This window comes from Caulobacter sp. UNC358MFTsu5.1, from assembly GCF_000712075.1.
Taxonomy (GTDB): Bacteria; Pseudomonadota; Alphaproteobacteria; order Caulobacterales; family Caulobacteraceae; genus Caulobacter.
Genome location: NZ_JONW01000005.1, coordinates 32,847 through 51,546, shown reverse-complemented (window position 1 = coordinate 51,546; position 18,700 = coordinate 32,847). Strand labels below are relative to the sequence as shown.

At 69.1% G+C, this 18,700-nt stretch carries 18 protein-coding genes; 11 read left to right on the top strand and 7 right to left on the bottom strand.

Annotated features, from left to right (window positions below; genetic code table 11):
• Positions 1-51: 51 nt before the first annotated feature.
• The 3 genes from BR39_RS0102325 to BR39_RS0102315 are packed head-to-tail and all read left to right on the top strand — an operon-like array spanning position 52 to position 2,099.
• Positions 52-1,062 carry a methionine ABC transporter ATP-binding protein gene (locus tag BR39_RS0102325; protein WP_029907409.1) on the top strand — a complete coding sequence of 337 codons (1,011 nt, stop codon included), beginning with the start codon at positions 52-54 and terminating at the stop codon, positions 1,060-1,062.
• The gene (locus BR39_RS0102320) at positions 1,059-1,724 is read left to right on the top strand and encodes a methionine ABC transporter permease (RefSeq protein ID WP_029907408.1); all 666 of its coding nucleotides are present in this window, start codon (positions 1,059-1,061) and stop codon (positions 1,722-1,724) included. The genes BR39_RS0102325 and BR39_RS0102320 overlap by 4 nt, the downstream gene beginning before the upstream one ends.
• Positions 1,725-1,733: 9 nt before the next feature.
• Positions 1,734-2,099: a hypothetical protein gene (locus BR39_RS0102315; RefSeq protein WP_029907407.1), complete on the top strand. Its 366-nt coding sequence runs from the start codon at positions 1,734-1,736 to the stop codon at positions 2,097-2,099.
• 3 nt (positions 2,100-2,102) lie between these two features.
• Here BR39_RS0102315 and BR39_RS0102310 read toward each other — a convergent pair whose 3' ends face one another.
• Complete coding sequence (locus BR39_RS0102310; protein ID WP_029907406.1) at positions 2,103-2,351, bottom strand: hypothetical protein; 249 nt, start codon at positions 2,349-2,351, stop codon at positions 2,103-2,105.
• 150 nt (positions 2,352-2,501) lie between these two features.
• Here BR39_RS0102310 and BR39_RS0102305 point away from each other — a divergent pair, with 150 nt between their 5' ends.
• The 4 genes from BR39_RS0102305 to BR39_RS0102290 all read left to right on the top strand — a co-directional run bounded on the left by BR39_RS0102305 (position 2,502) and on the right by BR39_RS0102290 (position 8,218).
• The gene (locus BR39_RS0102305) at positions 2,502-3,299 is read left to right on the top strand and encodes a MetQ/NlpA family ABC transporter substrate-binding protein (protein WP_029907405.1); all 798 of its coding nucleotides are present in this window, start codon (positions 2,502-2,504) and stop codon (positions 3,297-3,299) included.
• A gap of 109 nt (positions 3,300-3,408) precedes the next feature.
• Positions 3,409-4,140, top strand: coding sequence for a GntR family transcriptional regulator (locus tag BR39_RS0102300; RefSeq protein WP_035018122.1), 732 nt, complete (start codon positions 3,409-3,411; stop codon positions 4,138-4,140).
• A 386-nt stretch (positions 4,141-4,526) separates the two neighbouring features.
• Entirely contained in the window at positions 4,527-6,950 is a 2,424-nt protein-coding gene (locus BR39_RS0102295) for a TonB-dependent siderophore receptor (RefSeq protein ID WP_029907403.1), read from the top strand.
• Positions 6,950-8,218, top strand: coding sequence for a CynX/NimT family MFS transporter (locus tag BR39_RS0102290; protein WP_029907402.1), 1,269 nt, complete (start codon positions 6,950-6,952; stop codon positions 8,216-8,218). The genes BR39_RS0102295 and BR39_RS0102290 overlap by 1 nt, the downstream gene beginning before the upstream one ends.
• A 76-nt stretch (positions 8,219-8,294) precedes the next feature.
• Here the strand turns inward: BR39_RS0102290 and BR39_RS0102285 are convergent, their stop codons facing one another.
• Positions 8,295-9,008, bottom strand: a complete 714-nt coding sequence (locus tag BR39_RS0102285) for a TorF family putative porin (RefSeq protein WP_029907401.1) — start codon at positions 9,006-9,008, stop codon at positions 8,295-8,297.
• 254 nt (positions 9,009-9,262) lie between these two features.
• A complete protein-coding gene (locus BR39_RS0102280) occupies positions 9,263-10,066 on the bottom strand; it encodes an SDR family NAD(P)-dependent oxidoreductase (RefSeq protein ID WP_029907400.1) in 804 nt (267 codons plus the stop codon).
• Between the two features lie 92 nt (positions 10,067-10,158).
• Here BR39_RS0102280 and queF point away from each other — a divergent pair, with 92 nt between their 5' ends.
• On the top strand, positions 10,159-10,614 hold the full coding sequence (queF, locus tag BR39_RS0102275; protein WP_029907399.1) for a preQ(1) synthase: 456 nt from the start codon (positions 10,159-10,161) through the stop codon (positions 10,612-10,614).
• A gap of 58 nt (positions 10,615-10,672) precedes the next feature.
• On the opposite strand, the gene BR39_RS0102270 is transcribed toward queF, so the two are convergent.
• Both BR39_RS0102270 and BR39_RS0102265 read right to left on the bottom strand, forming a co-directional pair.
• Positions 10,673-13,519, bottom strand: a complete 2,847-nt coding sequence (locus tag BR39_RS0102270) for a TonB-dependent receptor (protein ID WP_081916470.1) — start codon at positions 13,517-13,519, stop codon at positions 10,673-10,675.
• Between the two features lie 333 nt (positions 13,520-13,852).
• Positions 13,853-14,470, bottom strand: coding sequence for a nitroreductase (locus BR39_RS0102265; RefSeq protein WP_029907397.1), 618 nt, complete (start codon positions 14,468-14,470; stop codon positions 13,853-13,855).
• Between the two features lie 76 nt (positions 14,471-14,546).
• Here BR39_RS0102265 and BR39_RS0102260 point away from each other — a divergent pair, with 76 nt between their 5' ends.
• Positions 14,547-15,155, top strand: a complete 609-nt coding sequence (locus BR39_RS0102260) for an NUDIX hydrolase (protein ID WP_029907396.1) — start codon at positions 14,547-14,549, stop codon at positions 15,153-15,155.
• Positions 15,156-15,265: 110 nt separating this feature from the next.
• Positions 15,266-16,096 carry a serine O-acetyltransferase gene (gene cysE, locus BR39_RS0102255; RefSeq protein WP_029907395.1) on the top strand — a complete coding sequence of 277 codons (831 nt, stop codon included), beginning with the start codon at positions 15,266-15,268 and terminating at the stop codon, positions 16,094-16,096.
• A 159-nt stretch (positions 16,097-16,255) separates the two neighbouring features.
• On the opposite strand, the gene BR39_RS0102250 is transcribed toward cysE, so the two are convergent.
• Both BR39_RS0102250 and BR39_RS0102245 read right to left on the bottom strand, forming a co-directional pair.
• Complete coding sequence (locus BR39_RS0102250) at positions 16,256-16,900, bottom strand: glyoxalase superfamily protein (RefSeq protein WP_029907394.1); 645 nt, start codon at positions 16,898-16,900, stop codon at positions 16,256-16,258.
• 131 nt (positions 16,901-17,031) lie between these two features.
• Positions 17,032-17,931: a hypothetical protein gene (locus BR39_RS0102245; protein ID WP_029907393.1), complete on the bottom strand. Its 900-nt coding sequence runs from the start codon at positions 17,929-17,931 to the stop codon at positions 17,032-17,034.
• 187 nt (positions 17,932-18,118) lie between these two features.
• Here BR39_RS0102245 and BR39_RS0102240 point away from each other — a divergent pair, with 187 nt between their 5' ends.
• Positions 18,119-18,667 (top strand): PAS domain-containing protein, encoded by a 549-nt coding sequence (locus tag BR39_RS0102240; protein WP_029907392.1) that lies wholly within the window; start codon positions 18,119-18,121, stop codon positions 18,665-18,667.
• Positions 18,668-18,700: the final 33 nt, after the last annotated feature.

Below are 18,700 nucleotides of genomic sequence, written 5' to 3'. Positions count from 1 at the left end.
ATGGAGCGGCAGCGCCTAAATGCAGCGGCTCCATAACGCCCGGGCCAGATCGTGATCACCTTCCAAGACGTCTCCAAGACCTATGCCGGGGGCGGCGCCAAAGACGATGGGCGCGCCGCGCTCAGCGGAGTCGACCTGTCGGTCGCGCCCGGCGAGGTGTTCGGCGTGATCGGCGCCTCGGGCGCGGGCAAGTCCACCCTGATCCGGCTGATCAACGGCCTGGAGAAGCCGTCCGGCGGCAAGGTCGTGGTCGACGGCGACGACGTGGCGGCCCTGGGCGTCGAAGGGCTGCGCAGCCTGCGCCGCCGGGTCGGGATGATCTTCCAGCACTTCAACCTGCTGTCGTCCAAGACCGTGGCCGGCAACGTCGCCTTCCCGCTGAAGCTGGCCGGCAAGCCCGACGCCGAGGTCAAGGCGCGCACCGCCGAGCTGCTGGCGCGGGTGGGGCTGAGCGACTTCGCGAACAAGTATCCGGCCCAGCTGTCGGGCGGCCAGAAGCAGCGCGTCGGCATCGCCCGCGCCCTGGCGACCGGCCCCAAGGTGCTGCTGTGCGACGAGGCCACCAGCGCGCTGGATCCCGAGACCACCGAACAGATCCTGGAGCTGATCTCCAACCTCAACCGCGAGCTGGGTCTGACCATCGTGCTGATCACCCATGAGATGGATGTGGTCCGCCGCGTCTGCGACCGGGTGGCGGTGCTGGAGGGCGGCCGGGTGGTCGAGAGCGGCCCGGTCGAGCAGGTGTTCCTGCATCCGGCCAGCGCCACGGCCCGGCGGTTCGTCACCGAGGCGGAAGGCGAGCCGGGCGAGGGCGCCGTCGTCGGCGGCCGCGTGGTGCGCCTGACCTTCAAGGGCGAGGCCACCTACAAGCCGATCCTGGGCGCGGTGGCCCGCGAGACCGGCGTCGACTACTCGATCCTGGGCGGCCGCATCCACCGCCTGCGCGAGACGCCCTACGGCCAGCTGACCCTGTCCCTGACCGGCGGTGACGTCGAAGCGGCGATCGCACGGTTCCAGGCCGACGGCGTCCGGGTGGACCTGGTCGGGGAGGTCGGCCGATGAGCGGCTTCATGGACAACATCGACTGGTCGGAGATCGGCCAGGCGACGCTCGACACCCTGTCGATGCTGGGCGGCTCCATGGCCCTGACCGTGGTGCTGGGCCTGCCGCTGGGCGTGATCCTGTTCCTGACCGGCAAGGGCCAGATGCTGCAGAACCGCGTCGCCAACGGCGTGCTGTCGCTGGTGATCAACATCCTGCGCTCGGTGCCGTTCGTGATCCTGCTGATCGTGATGATCCCCCTGACCGTGGCCCTGGTCGGCACCTCGCTGGGCGTGGCCGGAGCGATCCCGCCGCTGGTGGCCGGCGCCGCGCCGTTCTTCGCCCGCCTGGTCGAGACGGCCCTGCGCGAAGTGGACAAGGGCGTGATCGAGGCCAGCTTCGCCATGGGCGCCAAGCGGCGGCAGGTGGTGCTGGGCGCCCTGCTGCCGGAAGCCATGCCGGGCCTGATCGCCGCGGCCACCGTCACCGCCATCGCCCTGGTGTCCTACACCGCCATGGCCGGCGTGGTGGGCGCGGGCGGCCTGGGCGACCTGGCCATCCGCTTCGGTTACCAGCGCTTCCAGACCGACGTGATGGTGGTGACCGTGGTGCTGCTGCTGGTGCTGGTCCAGGCGCTGCAGATGGTCGGCGACGCGGTGGTGCGCCGCGTCTCGCACCGCTAGGACGATCCCATGACCGACGACATCCCCATCCTCTCCGCCCCGCCGCCCGAACACTGGGACGAGGGCTTCGCCCAGGGCCTGGTCGGCAAGACCATGCTGGTGAACCTGACCTTCCTCGACGCCGAGGGCGAGGTGGAGGGCCGCGAGGCCTTCTACGGCGTGGTGATCACCGCCGACGCGGAGGAGGGCGTCCTGCTCGACCTGCTGGGTCCGCAGGACGGCGACACCACGACCCTGCCGCCCCAGACCTCGAACATCCGCGCCGCCGAGCCCGGCCTCTACCCGCTGACCGGCGGCGAGAGCGTCGAGAACCCCGACTTCCTGTCCAGCTGGACGATCGCCGGGCCGGAAGAGCCGGCGAACGACGAGGAATAGGCCCTAGGCCTGGTCGAACGGGAACGGCAGCCGGCCGGCCTTGAACAGGATCACCGGGTTCTCGTCATAGTCGCCCAGCTCGACGTCGGCCGAGGCGGCGAAGGCCACGACGCCCTCGCGCAGCGGGGCCAGGCGCTCGGCCTTGCGGCGGGCTTCCTCGGCGTCCTTGCAGCCGACCTGCTGCTCGGCCTTCAGCCCCTTGCCGCGGCCGGCCTTGTAGGCTTGGACGATGTAGACGGTTTCTCGGGCCATCCCCATCCAGGCGACCTGTTCGCGGGTCGGGTCAAGGCGCGATCTCGAAATGATCCAAGACTCTGCGCCCCGGTTCAGGAAAACTGATTTCCCGGTCCAGCCGGAAACGGGCAATACCCGACCCGTCTAATCGCCTTTACGGAGCCGTTCATGGTCGCCCGCCGCGCCCTTCTCGTCAGCCTCGCCGTCCTGTCGCTCGCCGCGTGCGCCAAGAAGCCCGCCGCCAGCGCCGGCGACACCCTGACGGTCGCCGCCACGGCCATCCCGCACGCCGAGGTGCTGGAGTTCATCAAGCCGAAGCTGGCGGCGCAGGGGCTGAAGATCGAGATCAAGGTCTTCAACGACTACGTCCAGCCCAACATCCAGGTCGCCGAGAAGCGCATGGACGTCTCCTATTTCGAGACCCTGCCGTACCTGGAGACCTTCAATCGCGACAAGGGCACCAATCTGGTGCCGGTGATCGGCGTGCACATCGAGCCGATCGGCGCCTATTCGCACCGCTACAAGTCGATCGCCGAGCTGCCCCAGGGCGCGACGGTGGCCATCCCCAACGACGCCTCGACCGAGGACCGCACCCTGCGGCTTCTCGCCAAGAACAACGTCATCGGGCTGGACCTCGGCAAGGCCGGCCTGAGCCTCAAGGACATCGCCAGCAACCCCAAGGGCCTGAAGTTCAAGGAATTGGAGGGCGCGACCCTGCCGCGCACCCTGGACCAGGTGGACCTGGCGGTGATCAACACCAACTACGCCCTCGACGCCAAGCTGGACCCGGCCAAGGACGCCCTGCTGATCGAGGACAAGAACAGCCCCTACGTGAACTATCTGGTCGGCCGGCCCGACAACAAGGACGACCCGCGCGTCCAGAAGCTGGCCAAGGCCCTGACCTCGCCCGAGGTGAAGGCCTTCATGGAGCAGAAGTATCACGGCGCGGTGGTGCCGGCCTTCTAGGCAATCTCAGGATGCGCGCCCTTACGGGCGCGCCCGCCCTGGCGCGGCCTGACATTTCACCGTACATATCAGGGCTTACTGCCTTCGGAGCCCCGCCTTGCGACAGTTCATGGCCCCTGACGACGCCTCGGCCGGGGGCGGCCGCGACCGGATGCTGGTGCTGGACGTCTGCTCGTCCTCGGGTCTCGAAGATTGGTCGCCCGACCTTCAGAAGGCCAAGGTCTACGAGCGCATCCTGCTGGACCTGATCCTGGGCCGCCTGGCGCCCGGCGCGCGGCTGGACGAGCAGTCGCTGGCGGCGCGCTACGACGCGGGCCTGGCCGGGGTGCGCGACGCCCTGGGCCGCCTGGCCCTGGAAGGCCTGGTGATCCGCCGCGCGCGCTCCGGCACCACGGTGGCGCCGCTGGACCTGGTCGAGCTGCGCCAGGGCTACGAGGCCCGGGCCCTGATCGAGCCGCACTGCGCCGGCCTGGCGGCCCGCAACGCCAGCAAGGCCGAGGCCGAGGCGATCCGCGCGGCTTTCGACGACGGCGAACGGGCGGCCCGCGACCGCGACCTGCCGTCCCTGGTGGCCATGGACCAGCGCTTCCACGCCGCCGTGGCCCGCGCCGGCGGCAACATGGCCCTGGCCCGCATCCTGATCCCCCTGCAGCACAAGGCCGCCCGCTACTGGGTGTTCTCATTCGGCGCGGCCACCGAAGCCGAGCTGATCGCCGACGTCGAGCAGCACCGGGCCGTGGCCGACGTGATCGCCAGCGGTGACGTCGAAGGCGCCAAGCTGGCGATGATGCGCGTGCTCAACATCATGCCCGAAGCCACTCGGCCGATGGTCGAAGGGTAGATGGAATCCCTCTCTCATAGAGAGAGGGCGGGGCCCGCCGCGAAGCGGTGGGAGGGTGAGAGGTTACACTCTCTCAGGACGAGGCTCTGACGAAGACGGCCTGCGTCGACGGCCGTCCCTAAGGTGGATGCCTGGCCAAATCTGAAGGCTCCAAAGCTCCGGGTTTGTTGGACAGGGTGAAACCTCTCACCCTCCCACCGCCTGCGGCGGCGGGCCCCTCCCTCTCTCAAAGAGAGAGGGATCCAAACGGCGCCATGCCAAGCTTTCCTGTCATCACCCTCAATATAATTTCCTCTGAAATTTCACATAACGTTTTGACGAACGTTGCGTAAGGTCCCATTTGCTAGCTTCGCCGCCGCTCCCCCGGCGGGCCTGGAGCTTTCGAGATGCCGATCCGCGCCTATCTGCTCGCTTCCGCCATGGCTGTCGGCGTGTTCGCGTCGGGCCAGGCCTTCGCGCGCGAAGGGGGCGAGGACGCGCCGCAGAACATCGCGGGGGGCGACGCCGTCGACGCGGTGATCGTCCAGGCGCGCGACAAGGCCGGCCTTCTGGAGAAGCAGCCCAGCACCACCGTGTTCGGCCTGGAGAAGCCGCTGCTGGAGACCCCGCGCTCGGCCAGCTTCGTCAGCGACACCACCCTGACCCGCTACGGCATCGAGACCATCGACGGCCTGACCGCCGTCTCGCCGGGGACCTACACCGCCAGCTTCTACGGCGTGCCGGGCGCGCTCAATATCCGCGGCACCCTGGCCGAGAACTACTTCCGCGGCTTCAAGCGGGTCGAGAACCGCGGCACCTATTCCACCCCCATCGGCGGCGCGGCCCAGATCGAGATCGTGCGCGGCCCGCCGGCCCCGATCTACGGCTCGGGCAAGGTCGGCGGCATGCTGAACTTCATCCCCAAGTCGGCGCGCGACGAGGGCCGGTTCCTGACCGATCCCAAGGGCGAGATCACCGCCACGCTCGGCGCCTACGACAAGAAGAACCTGACCGGCCAGGTCGCCCTGCCGGTCAAGTTGGGCGCGGCCGACGGCGGGCTCTACGCCTATGGCGAGCTGGATGATTCCAAGAGCTTCTATCGCGGCCTGCACCCCAAGCGGCAGCTGGCCGAGGTCTCGGCCGACTTCGACCTGAACAACGGCTGGAGCACGGCCTTCGGCGGCATGGTCTATCACTCGACCGGCGACATCCAGACGCCCGGCTGGAACCGCCTGACCCAGGACCTGATCGACCACCAGACCTACATCACCGGACGCGACACCAGCCTGGTCGACGCCGACGGCAACGGCCGGATCACCCCGAACGAGGTGGGGCCCTACCCGTTCGGCAGCGCGCTCTACATCCCGTACTACGGCTTCCCCGCCAGCGACGCCAACCACACCCTGGACACCGGCGTGGGGACCACCAAGCTGGACCCGCGCACGGTCTATGTCAGCGCCGCCGACTTCTCCAAGACCCGGACCAACACCCTCTATTTCGACCTGGCCAAGCGGTTCGACGACGACAGCGTGCTGAAGCTGCAGCTGTTCTACGACGACCAGGAGAACAAGCGCTTCGTCAGCTACGGCTATCCGGCCTGGTTCGACAGCCATGTCTGGGAGGCGCGGGCCAGCTATGCGTTCAAGCGCGAGTTCGGATCGGTCAGCACGACCACCATCGTCGGCGCCGGCTATCGGGAGTTCGAGGGACACCGCCGCGAGAGCTTCAACAGCGGCCTGATCGCCATCGACCGCCGCGACATCTCGGTCGGCGCCCAGCCCAACGACATCATCGACAGCCCGTTCAGCACCGAGCCGGCCGGTGTCCAGGGGCTGGAATGGGAGAACGACAACCGGGGCACGTGGAGCCAGACGGGCCTGTTCTTCACCAGCGACGTCAAGTTCGGCCAGCGCCTGACCCTGACCCTGGGCGGGCGCTACGACTGGTACGACGTCGCCGCCCAGGACACCGGCTTCCTGACCTTCGCCCCCACGGGCCGCCAGGCCGACAGCCGGGGGAAGGGGACCTACAGCGCCAGCCTGACCTACCAGACCCCGGTCGGCCTGATGCCCTACATCAGCTACGCCAAGGCCTCGGCGCTCGAGGTCAGCCAGGCGGGCGAGGTGGCCCCGAACCTGGTCGCCGACGGTTCGTGGCTGTCGGACAGCGACCTGGCCGAGGCCGGCGTGAAGTTCCAGCTGCTGAAGGGGACCCTGGTCGGCTCGCTGGCCGCCTATCGCCAGAACCGCACCCAGCTGTCGGGCCTGACGCCGGTGGTGCAGGGCACGCGGGCCAAGGGCGTTGAGCTGGAGGTCCGCTGGCTGGCGTCCGAGCACCTCAGCTTCACGGCCACGGCCAACGCCCAGCACACCACGGTGAAGGGGCCGGACAACTCGTTCCAGTACATCCCGGCCTATACGGCGGGCGTGCCCGGCGCCCAGGGCTACGGCGGCTCCTATGTGGTCTGGACGTTCAGCAGCCTGGCGGGCCGGGCGGGCGACTACGACTACACCCTGATCCCCAAGTCGGTGGTCAGCCTGTACGGCGCCTACACCAGCGACAGGCACGACTGGGGGCAGGCCGGGGCGACCCTGGGCGTCACCCACGTGACCAAGACCTCGGGCCTGGTGCAGGACGCGGTGACCTATCCCGCCTACGCCGTGGTCAACGCCTCGGCCTATGTGACGCGCGGGCCGTACACCGCCGAGCTCAACGTCGATAATCTGTTCGACAAGCTCTATTTCACCCCCGACGCCGACACCTATGCCAATCTCGGGGCCTTGCCCGGCAAGGGGCGGGAATGGCGCGTGACCCTGAAGCGGACGTTCTGATGACCGACCTGTCGATTCCCCGGACCGCGAGCGCCTTCCGCCCCTGGCTGCTGGTCGCCGTCTTCAGCCTGCTGCTGTTCCTGATCACCGCCGCGACCTATTCCTCGCTGGGCGTGGTGATCCCGGCCATGGTGCCGGAGCTGGGCTGGAGCTGGGAGCACGCCTTCCTGGGCTTCACCATCCTGGGGGTCTTCACCGGCCTGTCGTCCTGGCTGCCGGCCATGCTGATCCGCGGGATGGGCGTGCGCGGCGCGATCCTGGTCGGGGTGGCGGTGATGGCGGGCGGGCTCTTCTGCCTGTCGCGGGTCCACGCCCTGCCGATCTACTTCTTCGGGACGGCCCTGTGCGGGATCGGCTTCCAGATGGCGGCCCTGATTCCCGGCACCCACGTGCTGTCGGCGATCTTCAAGGAACGCGCCCTGCCGTTCGGGATCTACTTCACCTTCGGCGCCCTGGGCGGGGTGGCCGGGCCGTGGATGGTGGTCAGCGCGCTCACCGCGACCCACAACGACTGGCGGCTCTACTGGGCCCTGCAGGCCCTGGCGGTCGGCCTGGTCGGCCTGCTGTGCGCCGTGGCGGTGGGCGGGCCGCGCTGGCTGGAGCAGGCGGGCGCCGCGCTGGACCGCGAGCTGGACGCCGAGGCCAAAGCCGGCGCGACGCCCTCGGGCGTCTATCACACCGACCACGAATGGAGCGTCCGCGACGCGGTGCGCACGCCGCAGTTCTACGTGCTGCTGGCCGCCTATTTCAGCCACCTGCTGGCCGGCATCAGCGCCGCCAGCCTGACCCAGGCCCATCTGACCCAGCTGGGCGTGGCCGGCGCGGTGGCGGCGGGCATGCTCAGCCTGGAGGGCGGCATGCAGGTGGTCGCCCGCCTGGGCGGCGGCGCGATCGGCGACCGGGTGGACCCGCGCTGGCTGCTGGTCTTCGCCCAGGGGCTGCTGGTGGTCGGCCTGCTGGCCCTGTCGCGGGCCACGACGCCGCTGCTGCTGACGCTGTACGCGGTGGGCGTGGGCGTCGGGTTCGGCCTGACGGTGCTGGCCGTCAGCCTGCTGCTGCTGAACTATTTCGGCCGCCGCAACAATGTCGAGCTGTTCTCCCTGACCTGCCTGATCGGGGCGGTGTCGGCGGCCGGGCCGTTCATCGGCGGCGCGATCCGCGACCGCGTCGGCTCGTTCACCCCGGCCTTCGAGCTGTTCGCGGCCCTGACGGCGGTGGTGTTCGTGGCGGCGCTGTTCATGCGCCCGCCGTCCGCGCCCAAGGCCTAGGGCGGGGCTCCGGCCAAAGAAAAGGCCGCCTCGACAGTGTCGAGGCGGCCCGTTCCTGACTTCTGGAGCGCGTGGCTTAGAAGGCGACCTTCAGCGAGGCGGTGACCGTCGCGTGATAGATCTTGCCGTAGTCGCTCTTGTTGGTGTCCGAGTAGCGGAAGTCGGCGCTGATGTGATCGTTGATCGCGGCGGTGACGCCGGCGTTCCAGGTCACGTAGCTGGTCGTCTGGCCGCCGAAGTAGTTCTCGGCGTCGACGTCCTGACGGCCAACGGCGCCGCTCAGGGTCAGCTTTTCTTCCAGCGGGATCGAGCCGTTCAGCTCGTAGTACAGGGCTTCGCCGCCCTTGCCCGGGAATTCCGGCGAGTAGTACAGCGCGGCGCCGACGGTGGCCGGACCGGCCGGGATCGAACCCGCGGCCTTGACTTCGAAGTAGCTGAACGAGCCCGGGGCGCCGTTCTTGTCCTTGTCGTAGCCGTAGTAGATGACGCCGAAGTCCAGCGAAGCCGGGCCGACCGTCGGACGCACGCCGGCGTACAGGTCGATTTCGGTGTCGGGGTTCGGGGTGCCGAAGTCGACGTTCGAGGCCCAGACGCCCGCGTAGCCGATGCCGTAGGTGGCGTCGACGCCGCCGAAGACTTGGCCGTTGGTGTTGGTGTTGCTGATGCCGCGGAAGATGTAGTTGCTGGCGATGCCGGCGTTGTACGAGAGCTTCAGCTCTTCAGCCATCGCGGCGCCGCCCATGGCGACCGAAGCGGCGGCGGCGACCAGCGCCAGTTTCATGAACTTCATGTGTTCTATCCCCTTATTTCGTTTTGCCGACCGAAGGGTTTGGAGCCTTCGCCGTCCAGCGACGCCTGCAAGCGTGTTGTGGCACAACTGGAATAGTCGTGGACTACACCCTAGTTGCAATCGCGATGGTTAAATCGCCAGCAGAAACGGCGCCCCGAGCACAAGGAATAAGCGAAGTGTGACGATTTTGCTGCAGAAGTGGCGTAGGGCGCCACAGTGTCGGGGGCGCGGTTGTTTGAGCTTTACCTGCGGCCTCAGCGCATCGCCAGGCTGGCGCCGCCCAAGTGCAGGCCCGCATCCACCAGCAGGGTTTCGCCCGTGACGTGCTTTGATGCGGGCGAGGCCAGGAACACGGCGGACCCCGCGATGTCCTCGGCGGTGGAGGCGACCTTCAGCGGCGTGGCGGCCGCCGCGCCGGCGCGAAGCCGGTCGACGCGCTCGGCGTCCATGGCCTTGCCGAACCAGGGCGTGTCGATGAAGCCGGGGCAGACGGCGTTGACCCGGATGCGCGGCGCCAGGGCCCGGGCCAGAGACAGGGTCATGGTGGTCAGGGCCCCCTTGGAGGCGGCGTAGGGCACCGACGAGCCGTTGCCGACCACCCCGGCGATCGAGGCGGTGTTGACCACGGCCCCGGGCTGGGGCGCGGCCTCCAGCAGGCTGCGGGCGGCGCGGACCATCTGGAAGGCGCCCACCACGTTGACCGCGTAGAGGCGCAGGAAGTCGTCGGCGTCGACCGCGTCGAGATCGGCGTGGTTGGGCGCGAACTTGGTGATTCCGGCGTTGTTGAACAGCGCGTCGATGCGGCCCGTGCCCGCGGCGGCCTCAGCGATTCGGCGGCAGTCGGCGTCCTGGGCCACGTCGCCCTGGACCAGGACGGCCTTGGCGCCCTCGGCCTCGATCAGGCGGGCGGTCTCCTCGGCCTCGGCGGCGCTGCTGGCGAAGTTGACGACCACCAGGCCGGCGCCGCGCCGGGCGGTCTCCACCGCCATGGCCCGGCCCAGGCCCGTGGAGGCGCCGGTGACCACCACCGTGAAACCGTCGAAATCCCGTCCGCTCATGGTCGCTTTCCTGTCCCAACGTTTGTTTGGACCAGTGATAGCGACACCGCGCGCGCTTGTCTCGCGAGGGCGCGGGGCCTAGATGACCGGCCATGACCGAACTTCATGTGACCCAGCTGGGCCAGGTGGTGGAGCCCGCCGCCAGCCCCGACCAGGCCGTCCTCGAGCGCGTGCCCAATCCGCAGAGCGACGTGACCTATCTGGCCCGCTTCGTGGCCCCCGAATTCACCTCGCTGTGCCCGGTGACCGGCCAGCCCGACTTCGCGCACCTGGTGATCGACTACGCGCCGGGCGACTGGCTGATCGAGAGCAAGTCGCTGAAACTGTATCTGACCAGCTTCCGCAATCACGGCTCGTTCCACGAGGACTGCACGGTCAAGATCGGCCGCAAGATCGTCGAGATCGCCCAGCCGCGCTGGCTGCGCATCGGCGGCTACTGGTATCCGCGCGGCGGCATCCCCATCGACGTGTTCTGGCAGACCGGCCCCGCGCCGGAAGGGCTGTGGGTGCCCGACCAGGGCGTCGCGCCCTATCGCGGCCGGGGCTGATACCGACCGCCAGGTAATAAAGAGAAGGGCGCGTCCGGCCGGACGCGCCCTTCTTGTTTCAGCGAGGCGTCGCCGGCTGGGCCGGCGGCGTGGGCTGGGCGCCGGCCGGAGCCGGGCCCCGCGGCGCGACGCCCGGGCGTACGCCCGGGGCCCCGCCCGGCGTCCGCACGGGCGGGGCCGGGCCGATCAGCTTGCGGAAGCTGATCCGCACCGTCCGGCCGATCGGGTCGCGATAGTCCGGCTGGTAGGCCTGGGGCGTGAGGCCCAGGCGGTCGTGGACGTCCTGGCGGGTGTCGAACAGGTTCTGGACCTGCATCTGCACCCGCGTCCCGCGCAGCCAGGGATGGGCCCGGATCAGGTCGGGCCGCGAGGTCGGATCGGCGAAGACGTTCAGGCTGAAGGTCGACTGGTCGCTGAAGAACAGGTCCTTCTCGGACGTGTCGCCGTTCAGGCGATAGCCGCTGCGCCAGCTGCCGTTCAGGAACATGCCCATGCCGCTCTTGAAGACCCCGACCTGCAGCTGGACCTCGTGCTCGGGGCCCGCGCCCGAGCCGCCGTTCAAGCGGTCGATGATCGGCAGGCCGTCGCGGATGGTGATCTCGTCCTTCAGTTTCCAGGTGTGATAGAGCGAGACCTGGAACTGGCCCTGGCCGGGGCGCGGGCCGTTGCGGCCGCGGAAGCCACCGCCGCCGCCGCCGCCGCCGCCCGCGCCGGGGCCTTGGCCGCCGCCGCCGGGGCCGTCAGGGCCGCCACCGCCACCGCCACCGCCGCCGCCCGGAGGCGGGCCGCCGCCGCCGAACTGGAAGCCCGGGCCCCCCGGGCGCGGCTTGCCGAACGGCCGCGACAGGTTGAAGCCCCAGCGGATCTGCTCCTGCTCGGTCTTGGCGTAGTTCACCGGCCGCGCGTCGACCGAGATCAGGTTGCCCTCGGCGTCGCGCACGATGCGGTCGGGGAAGGCCTGCTCGATGTCGGCGGTGATGGCCGGGAAGTTGTTCGTCGAGTCGTCGATCCGGGTGACGGTGTAGTTGGCGTTGATCTGCAGGTTGGTCTTGGCCTCCCTGGGCAGGGGCCGCAGGGTGACGCCCAGCTTCATGACCTGACGGCTGTCGGACAGCAGGTTCGGGTTGCCGCCCTCGATGCGCGTGGCCAGGACGGTGCGGTTGTTCTTGAAGTCGAAGATCGAGACGTTGGGCGTCGACAGGATCGGGTCGTTCAGCTGCGAGGCGCTGGGGGCGCCCTGCTCGTCGGTGTAGCCGACGATGACGGTCAGCGGATCGACCGGCGTCCAGTTGAAGCCGCCGCCCAGGGTGGTCAGGCCGCCGAAGTCCGACAGCTGCTCGTACTCGCCGTTGAAGTTGAGCGACAGGTCGCCCAGCAGCGGCAGCACGTCCTTGGCCCGGTTGGCGATCGGCACGCTGACATTGGTCTGCAGGTTGCCGCTCGTGCGCGAGATGTCGCGGTCGATCACCCGGTTGGTCTGGGTCAGGGCGTCGAAGCGGGTGCTTTGCGAGTCCTGGGTCTGGGTGTCGGCGCCGGCCTTGAACGTGGTCGACACGTCGCCGGCCGGGGTGCTGACCGGACGGCCGACGAACACCACCTCGGCGTTGGCCGTGTCGGAGGTCGAGTGGGCGGTGTCGGGCGAAACCCGGGCCAGCAGCTGCGAGGGGATGTTGCCCCACGGACTCAGCGTGGGGTCGTCGGCGTTCAGGCCGGCCTGGAAGGCCGAGGCGTCCAGGCCGCGTCCGGTGGTGGTGTCGCTGGTCGAGTGCACATAGCCGCCGGTGACGCTCCAGCGCCATTCCTTGATCCGCCCGTTGGCGGCCGCCTGCACCGTGGCCTTCTGGCTGTCGACCTTGCGGGTCATGGCCATGTAGTCGTCGACGAACCGGTAGAGCTGGACGTCCTGGGTGAACGGCGAATAGGGGTTGCCGTCCGGCACGACAAGGCGGACGCCCGGCAGGCCCAGATAGGTCAGGGTGGTGTTGTCCTCGAACGAGCCGCTGATCGTGGCCATCGCGGTCTTGCCCAGCGGACGGGTCACCGCGCCGGTCAGCGAGGCGGCGGTGTTCTTCGGGGCCAGGCTGCGCCAGGACTTCAGGTCGTCGATGGCCGGGACGCCGGCGTTCGTGGCGAAGTCGGCCAGGCTGGGCGTGGTGACCGCCGCCGAGGCGGGCACCTGGGCCACGGTGACGTCGCTGCCGACCAGGGCGGACAAGGCCGGGTCGATCGGCTGGCCGTTGAAGCCGGTGACGTTGCCGGTCAGGTCGTAGGGCGAGCCCGACGGCGTGCGCACGACGTCGCGGTCGGTCTCGAACAGCGGGCTGTCGTGGCTGATCTTGCCGTTGAACAGCCAGCGCTGGTCGCCCTGGACGCGGAACAGGGTGCTCTGCAGGTCGGCGGAGGTGCGGTCGCCGGCCGTGGCGGCCTTCACGCCGGCCTCGTTGGTCAGGGCGCGGAAGCGGCGACGCAGGACGATGTTCACCACCCGCTGGTCGGCGCGGTAGCCGTAGGTCAGCGACACTTCCTCGGGCAGGATCTCGAAGCGCTCGATGGCTTCGGGCGGGATGTCGCGGATCTCCTGCATGCCCGAGATGCGGCGACCGTTGATCAGCATGACCGGCTGGCCGTCGCCGCGCGTGCTGCGCAGCTGCGGTTCCAGGAACGCCATCAGCTCGGAGATGCTGCCGGCGCCGTAGGCGCGGATCTGGGCGGGGTTCAGCGTCAGCTCGGGCTTGATGTCGCCCTCGACCGAGCCGCGCGGCTTGCCGGCGACCACCTCGACGGCGTCGACTTCGGACGCGTACGGATCGGCCTGGGCCGCCTGCTGCGGCGTCTGCTGGACCTGCGCGACCGGCTCCTGCTGCGCGGGCGCGGCCTCAGGCGCGCCTTCGAGAGCGGCGGACATGCCGAGAATTAGAAGAGAGAGCGTCATAAACCCCGTCGGCCGAAAAGTTTTGGTCGGCGTGTAAGTACGCAGACGTCGTCGAGCTGGGCCTTATGCAACTCAAGGCCAACTGACAAGTTACCGATGCTTAAGGTCGAATTGATGCAAGACTGTTACATAAAATGTCGCAGCTGATGCACGGCGAACCTTGCGGTTCGCAAGTCCCACGGCATGGGACTAGAGACTAGTCGGGCGGCCGTTCTGCGCTTTTAGTGGTCATTTTGCGCATGAGCGGCCTTCATGAAGGCGCCCGACCGATGCCGAAACGCAACAGGGTCGGGGCCGGAAGGGACCTCAGTCGGCGGACCATTCGGTGGTGATCGCCGCCACGTCGGGCCGCACGCGCTCCTGCGGGGATTCGGTCGACGTCCCCAGATAGAGGAAGCCGGCCACCAGTTCGTCTTCGGCCAGGCCCAGGACGGCCTTGGCGCGCGGGTCGTAGGAATACCAGTCGGTGATCCAGTTGGCGCCCCAGCCCATGGCGGCGGCGGCCAGCAGCATCTGCTGGCAGACGGCCGAAGCGCTCTGGCGCTGCTCCCATTCGGGAATCTCGCCGGGGATGTGGCGCGAGATCACCGCCACGGCGACCGGCGGGCGGGTCAGCTTGCGCAGGGCGGCGTTGGCCTTGACCGGATTGGCCTGGCTGTCGGCCAGGGCGGTGATCTTCGCGGCGAAGGCGTCCTTGGCCGCGCCGCGCAGGATCACGAACCGCCAGGGCGACAGCTTGCCGTGGTCGGGCACGCGGGCGGCCAGGCGCAGCAGGTCGGTCAGCTGGGCGTCGTCCGGGCCCGGCGCTGTCAGGCTCATGGCCGAGGCCGAGCGCCGCTTGGCCAGGAAGTCCAGCACCGCCTGCGACGGCTCGATCGGCAGCTCTTGGCCGAATTGCGGGGCAGGGGGGACAGAACCGGTCAAGACGACCTCCAGAAAGCAGGCTAAGGCAGCACACCTATGGCCGGGCCTCGGCCGCCACAAGTCGCGAGCCGTTCGCATGACCGATAAACCAGCCTGGCTGAAGGCGCACGGGGCGCCGTGGACCGTGACACGCGAAACGATCGTCTACGACAATCCTTGGATCACCCTGACCGAGTACCAGACGATCGCGCCGACCGGGCGGCCCGCCCTCTACGGCAAGGTCGGGTTCAAGAACCGGGCGATCGGCGTCGTGCCGCTGCATGCCGACGGCACGGTGACCCTGGTGGGGCAGAACCGCTTTCCCCGGGCCAACTACAGCTGGGAAATCCCCGAGGGCGGCTCGCCGCTGGACGAGGATCCGCTGGACGGCGCCAAGCGTGAACTGGCCGAGGAAGTGGGGCTGGAGGCCGCCGACTGGCGCCTGATCCTGACCATGGAGCTGTCCAATTCGATCACCGACGAGTTCTGCCACGGCTATCTGGCCCTGGACCTGACGCCCACGGCGACCGCGCCGGACGAGACCGAGGACCTGGCGATCGTCCGCGTGCCGTTCGGCGTGGCGCTGGACGCGGCGGTGTCCGGCCACATGCCGGACTCCTTGACGGTGGCTTTACTGCTTCGCGTGCACCATATGGCGGTGAAGGGCGAGCTTCCGGAGGGCCTGGCGCGACTTGTGCTGGCCTAGGCGCGTTCCTAAATGGCGAACGGTTCGACGGCTTGACCGTTGAATCCAAAGGACGTCTGGAGCATTTCTCAAAAAGATGCTCTATGGCGGCGTGGGCGAGGGAGAACCCGGTGGCCAAGCATCTCGAGGTCGTGACGCAGGAAACGACGCCGCCCGTGTGGGCCGCGCTGCGCAACCAGGCCGAACACGCCGCCAAGGCCGAGCCGGCCCTGGCCTCGCTGCTGAACGCCGTGATCCTCAGCCACGACAACCTGGCCGACGCCCTGACCTTCCAGCTGGCGCGCAAGCTGGGCGACCAGGAGATGCGGGCCATGACCGCCCGCGAGTTCGCCGCCGACGCCTTCGAGAGCGACCCGTCGCTGGTCGCCGCCGCCGAGGCCGACCTCGTGGCGGTGTTCGAGCGCGACCCGGCCACCAAGGGCTACGTCCAGCCGTTCCTGTTCTTCAAGGGCTTCCTGGCCCTGCAGACCCACCGCGTGTCGCACTGGCTGTGGAGCCAGGGCCGCGAGACCCTGGCCTTCTATCTGCAGAGCCGGGCCAGCGAGGTCTTCCAGGTCGACATCAATCCCGCCGCCCGCATCGGCAAGGGCGTGTTCATCGACCACGGCACCGGCATCGTCATCGGCGAGACGGCGGTGGTCGGCGACGACGTCTCGATGCTGCACGGCGTGACCCTGGGCGGCACCGGCGCCGAGCGCGGCGACCGCCACCCCAAGATCGGCCGCGGCGTGCTGCTGGGCGCCGGCTCCAAGGTGCTGGGCAACATCGAGATCGGCGAATACGCCAAGATCGCCTCGGGCTCGGTGGTGCTCAAGCCCGTGCCGCCGCACTGCACGGCCGCCGGCGTCCCCGCCCGGATCGTCAATTGCCCCACCTGCGAAGAGCCGGCCCGGACGATGGACCATACGCTGGCCGACGTGGTCTACGACTACGTGATCTGAGGGTTCGCGGCTCCGCCGATCCGAACTAAAGGTTGTCATCCCGGAAGCCCCGCAGGGGCTGTCCGGGACCCAGGGGACTGGGCTGATGCGATGCGGTTCACCTGGATCCCGGACAAGCGCTGCGCGCTTTCCGGGATGACAACGAATGAGTGAAGCGGGTCAGCCCCGCCCGCGCTTCGCCAGCTCCACCTGCACCAGGGCGTGGATGTCGATCCCGTAGATCGTCAGCCCCTCGATATTGGCGTCCTCGATGGCGACGCCGCTCAGGTTGACGTTGGTGAACCGCGCCTGGCGCAGGTTCACGTTCGAGAACAGGGCGGCGGACAGGTTGATGTCGTCGAAGGTCGCTCCGGGAAGGGCGGTGTCATGGAACACCGCGCCGGTCAGGTTCCGGCGCTCGAAGCGCGCGGGGGCCTCTTGAGCGCCGCCGATCGGCTGGCCCACGTCGATCCGGTTGCCGTCGAGGTCGGCGAACACGAAGGCCCGCAGGCCATAGTCCTTGTCGGCCAGCGACTTGATGATCCGCACGCCCGCCGCCACGCAGATCGCGTGCAGGGCGTCGATGTCGTCGACGATCAGGTGGGCCACGTTGGTGGTCGAGGCCTTGTGGTCCCTGACCAGGCTCAGGTGGAGCTCGGCCCGATCCTTCTCCAGGATCACGAAGCCGACGGGATCGCCGTTCTCGAACACCTTCGCAAAGCCCAGGACGTCGCCATAGAAGGCGAGGGCCTTTTCGATGTCGCGAACGAAGATCCCCGGCGCGGCGCGGCCGAAGGTGATGTCAGAAAGGGTCTTGGAGGTCATCGCACACGGTCTCACGAGGCGAGCAGGGGCGGCGGTGCGCGTACTCAGGTGCGGAGCGGTGTCCGAAGACCAAACGTGCCACAGGCGGGCGCTTCATTGAACCCTCTCTCAAAGAGAGAGGGGAATTATGACTAGTACACGACCCCGCCGACGCCGCCGTCCAGGCTGAGGCTCATGCCCGAGCTCTGCTGCTCGCGGACCGTCTCCTCGCGCTCGGCGGTGTATTTCTCGGTGATCAGCATGGTCAGGACCTTCACGCCGGCGCCGTAGCGGCGCAGCAGCGAGCGCTCGTTGCAGTCGCGGGCCGGCTTCTGGGGCCGGCAGGCCACCGAGCCGCCCTGGGCCCCTGGCGAGAAGTACAGGGCGTCGTTCTTGCCGCAGACATAGGTCTCGCCGCTGAAGTTGCTCTGGTCCAGACTCTCGCCGACCACGTACTGCATGCGCGAGCCGGCGATGCAGCGATAGAGCTCGCCGTCGTAGCCGTTGTCGATCTCGCGGTCGGGCGTGACCTGCGAGGCGGGGTGGGGCACGTCGCGGTCGTCCAGGCAGACGGCGCGGATGACCACGCGCTTGTAGCGGGTGCGGGTGGCCTCGTAGGACGCGCGGCGGCGCATTTCGCCGCCCTCGACGTTCAGGCCCTGGATGTAGCCGGTCGAGACCGGGCCGGAATAGTAGCCGCCGTGCGTGCCGCCGCCGTAATAGACGGTCGAGCCCGCCGAGGCGCCCGCGCCCGCGCCGGCCCCCGCGCCGGCCGAGGCCGTGCTGGTCGCCGAGGCGCTGGCGTTGACGACGACCGAGCCGCCGACGTGGATGTTGATGCCGGGGACATAGACGTTGTGGCCGCCGCCGCAGGTGTTGCAGCTGGGCGGGGTCGGCGGACGCGGCGGAGCCGGCGGCGGGCTGCAGCAGGGCGGCGGCGTCGGCGTGCAGCTGCCGCACTGGGCGTAGGCGACCCCGCCCAGCACCAGCACGCCCACGAAGGCGGCCAGGCTGATCCACAGCTTGGACAAGGTCATTTTCGGCGCCTGCATCGGCCTTTTCCCTTCACAACACCCCGACGTGCCGCGTGGCGCAAAGCCAAGCAAGAACCACGCCATGCCCGCCGTCCGACCGGGGAACTGTCCCAGGACGGCACGGTCCGAGGGCTGGCACGGTTCTCCTTGCAAGCCCGGTGCGGTCGAAAAGGGGACCGCGAGTGAGCCCGCGAGGGGAACGACGATGTTCCATCCAAGCACGGAACGATTGATAGACTATTGGCGTAGCAGGGCCGTTAACGACGGCGTGCCCGCGCGGGCCAGCGTCAATCCGGGCGATTTCCTCGATCTGCTGCCCCAGGTGTTCATCCTCGGGCGCGACGCCAAGGGCCGCTATCCGGTGCGGCTGGCGGGCGGCTTCGTCACCGATCTGCATGCCCGCGACCTGCGCGGCGAGGACGCCCTGGGCTTCTGGGCCTTGTCCCACCGCCTGGAGGTCAAGTCGGCCCTGGAGGTCGCGCGTCGCCGCGGCGAGCCGGTGGTGATCACCGCCGACATCCGTTCGATCGGGGCGCCTTCCGTGGGCATGGAGGTGCTGCTGGCCCCGATGGTCGGGGTCGACGGCCAGACCGACCGCTTCCTGGGCCTGTACCAGCCCATCGCCATGATCCAGCGCCTGATGGGCCGACCGGCCTCGGAGCTGGGCGTCCGCAAGATCCAGAGCCTGGGCCCGGCCAACGAGGAGTCGCCGCGCCTGCGCCTGGCGACCCTGCACGGTCGCCGGATCGCCTAGGGCGAGAGACATCACGAGCTTTTCCGTGCCGGG

Bases quoted from the DNA above. Each gene is read 5' to 3' on its own strand.
- BR39_RS0102320 (WP_029907408.1), top strand. From the start codon at position 1,059: ATGAGCGGCTTCATGGACAACATCGACTGGTCGGAGATCGGCCAGGCG.
- BR39_RS0102315 (WP_029907407.1), top strand. From the start codon at position 1,734: ATGACCGACGACATCCCCATCCTCTCCGCCCCGCCGCCCGAACACTGG.
- BR39_RS0102310 (WP_029907406.1), bottom strand. From the start codon at position 2,351: ATGGCCCGAGAAACCGTCTACATCGTCCAAGCCTACAAGGCCGGCCGC.
- BR39_RS0102305 (WP_029907405.1), top strand. From the start codon at position 2,502: ATGGTCGCCCGCCGCGCCCTTCTCGTCAGCCTCGCCGTCCTGTCGCTC.
- BR39_RS0102300 (WP_035018122.1), top strand. From the start codon at position 3,409: ATGGCCCCTGACGACGCCTCGGCCGGGGGCGGCCGCGACCGGATGCTG.
- BR39_RS0102295 (WP_029907403.1), top strand. From the start codon at position 4,527: ATGCCGATCCGCGCCTATCTGCTCGCTTCCGCCATGGCTGTCGGCGTG.
- BR39_RS0102290 (WP_029907402.1), top strand. From the start codon at position 6,950: ATGACCGACCTGTCGATTCCCCGGACCGCGAGCGCCTTCCGCCCCTGG.
- BR39_RS0102285 (WP_029907401.1), bottom strand. From the start codon at position 9,008: ATGAAGTTCATGAAACTGGCGCTGGTCGCCGCCGCCGCTTCGGTCGCC.
- BR39_RS0102280 (WP_029907400.1), bottom strand. From the start codon at position 10,066: ATGAGCGGACGGGATTTCGACGGTTTCACGGTGGTGGTCACCGGCGCC.
- queF (WP_029907399.1), top strand. From the start codon at position 10,159: ATGACCGAACTTCATGTGACCCAGCTGGGCCAGGTGGTGGAGCCCGCC.
- BR39_RS0102270 (WP_081916470.1), bottom strand. From the start codon at position 13,519: ATGTCCGCCGCTCTCGAAGGCGCGCCTGAGGCCGCGCCCGCGCAGCAG.
- BR39_RS0102260 (WP_029907396.1), top strand. From the start codon at position 14,547: ATGACCGATAAACCAGCCTGGCTGAAGGCGCACGGGGCGCCGTGGACC.
- BR39_RS0102250 (WP_029907394.1), bottom strand. From the start codon at position 16,900: ATGACCTCCAAGACCCTTTCTGACATCACCTTCGGCCGCGCCGCGCCG.
- BR39_RS0102245 (WP_029907393.1), bottom strand. From the start codon at position 17,931: ATGCAGGCGCCGAAAATGACCTTGTCCAAGCTGTGGATCAGCCTGGCC.
- BR39_RS0102240 (WP_029907392.1), top strand. From the start codon at position 18,119: ATGTTCCATCCAAGCACGGAACGATTGATAGACTATTGGCGTAGCAGG.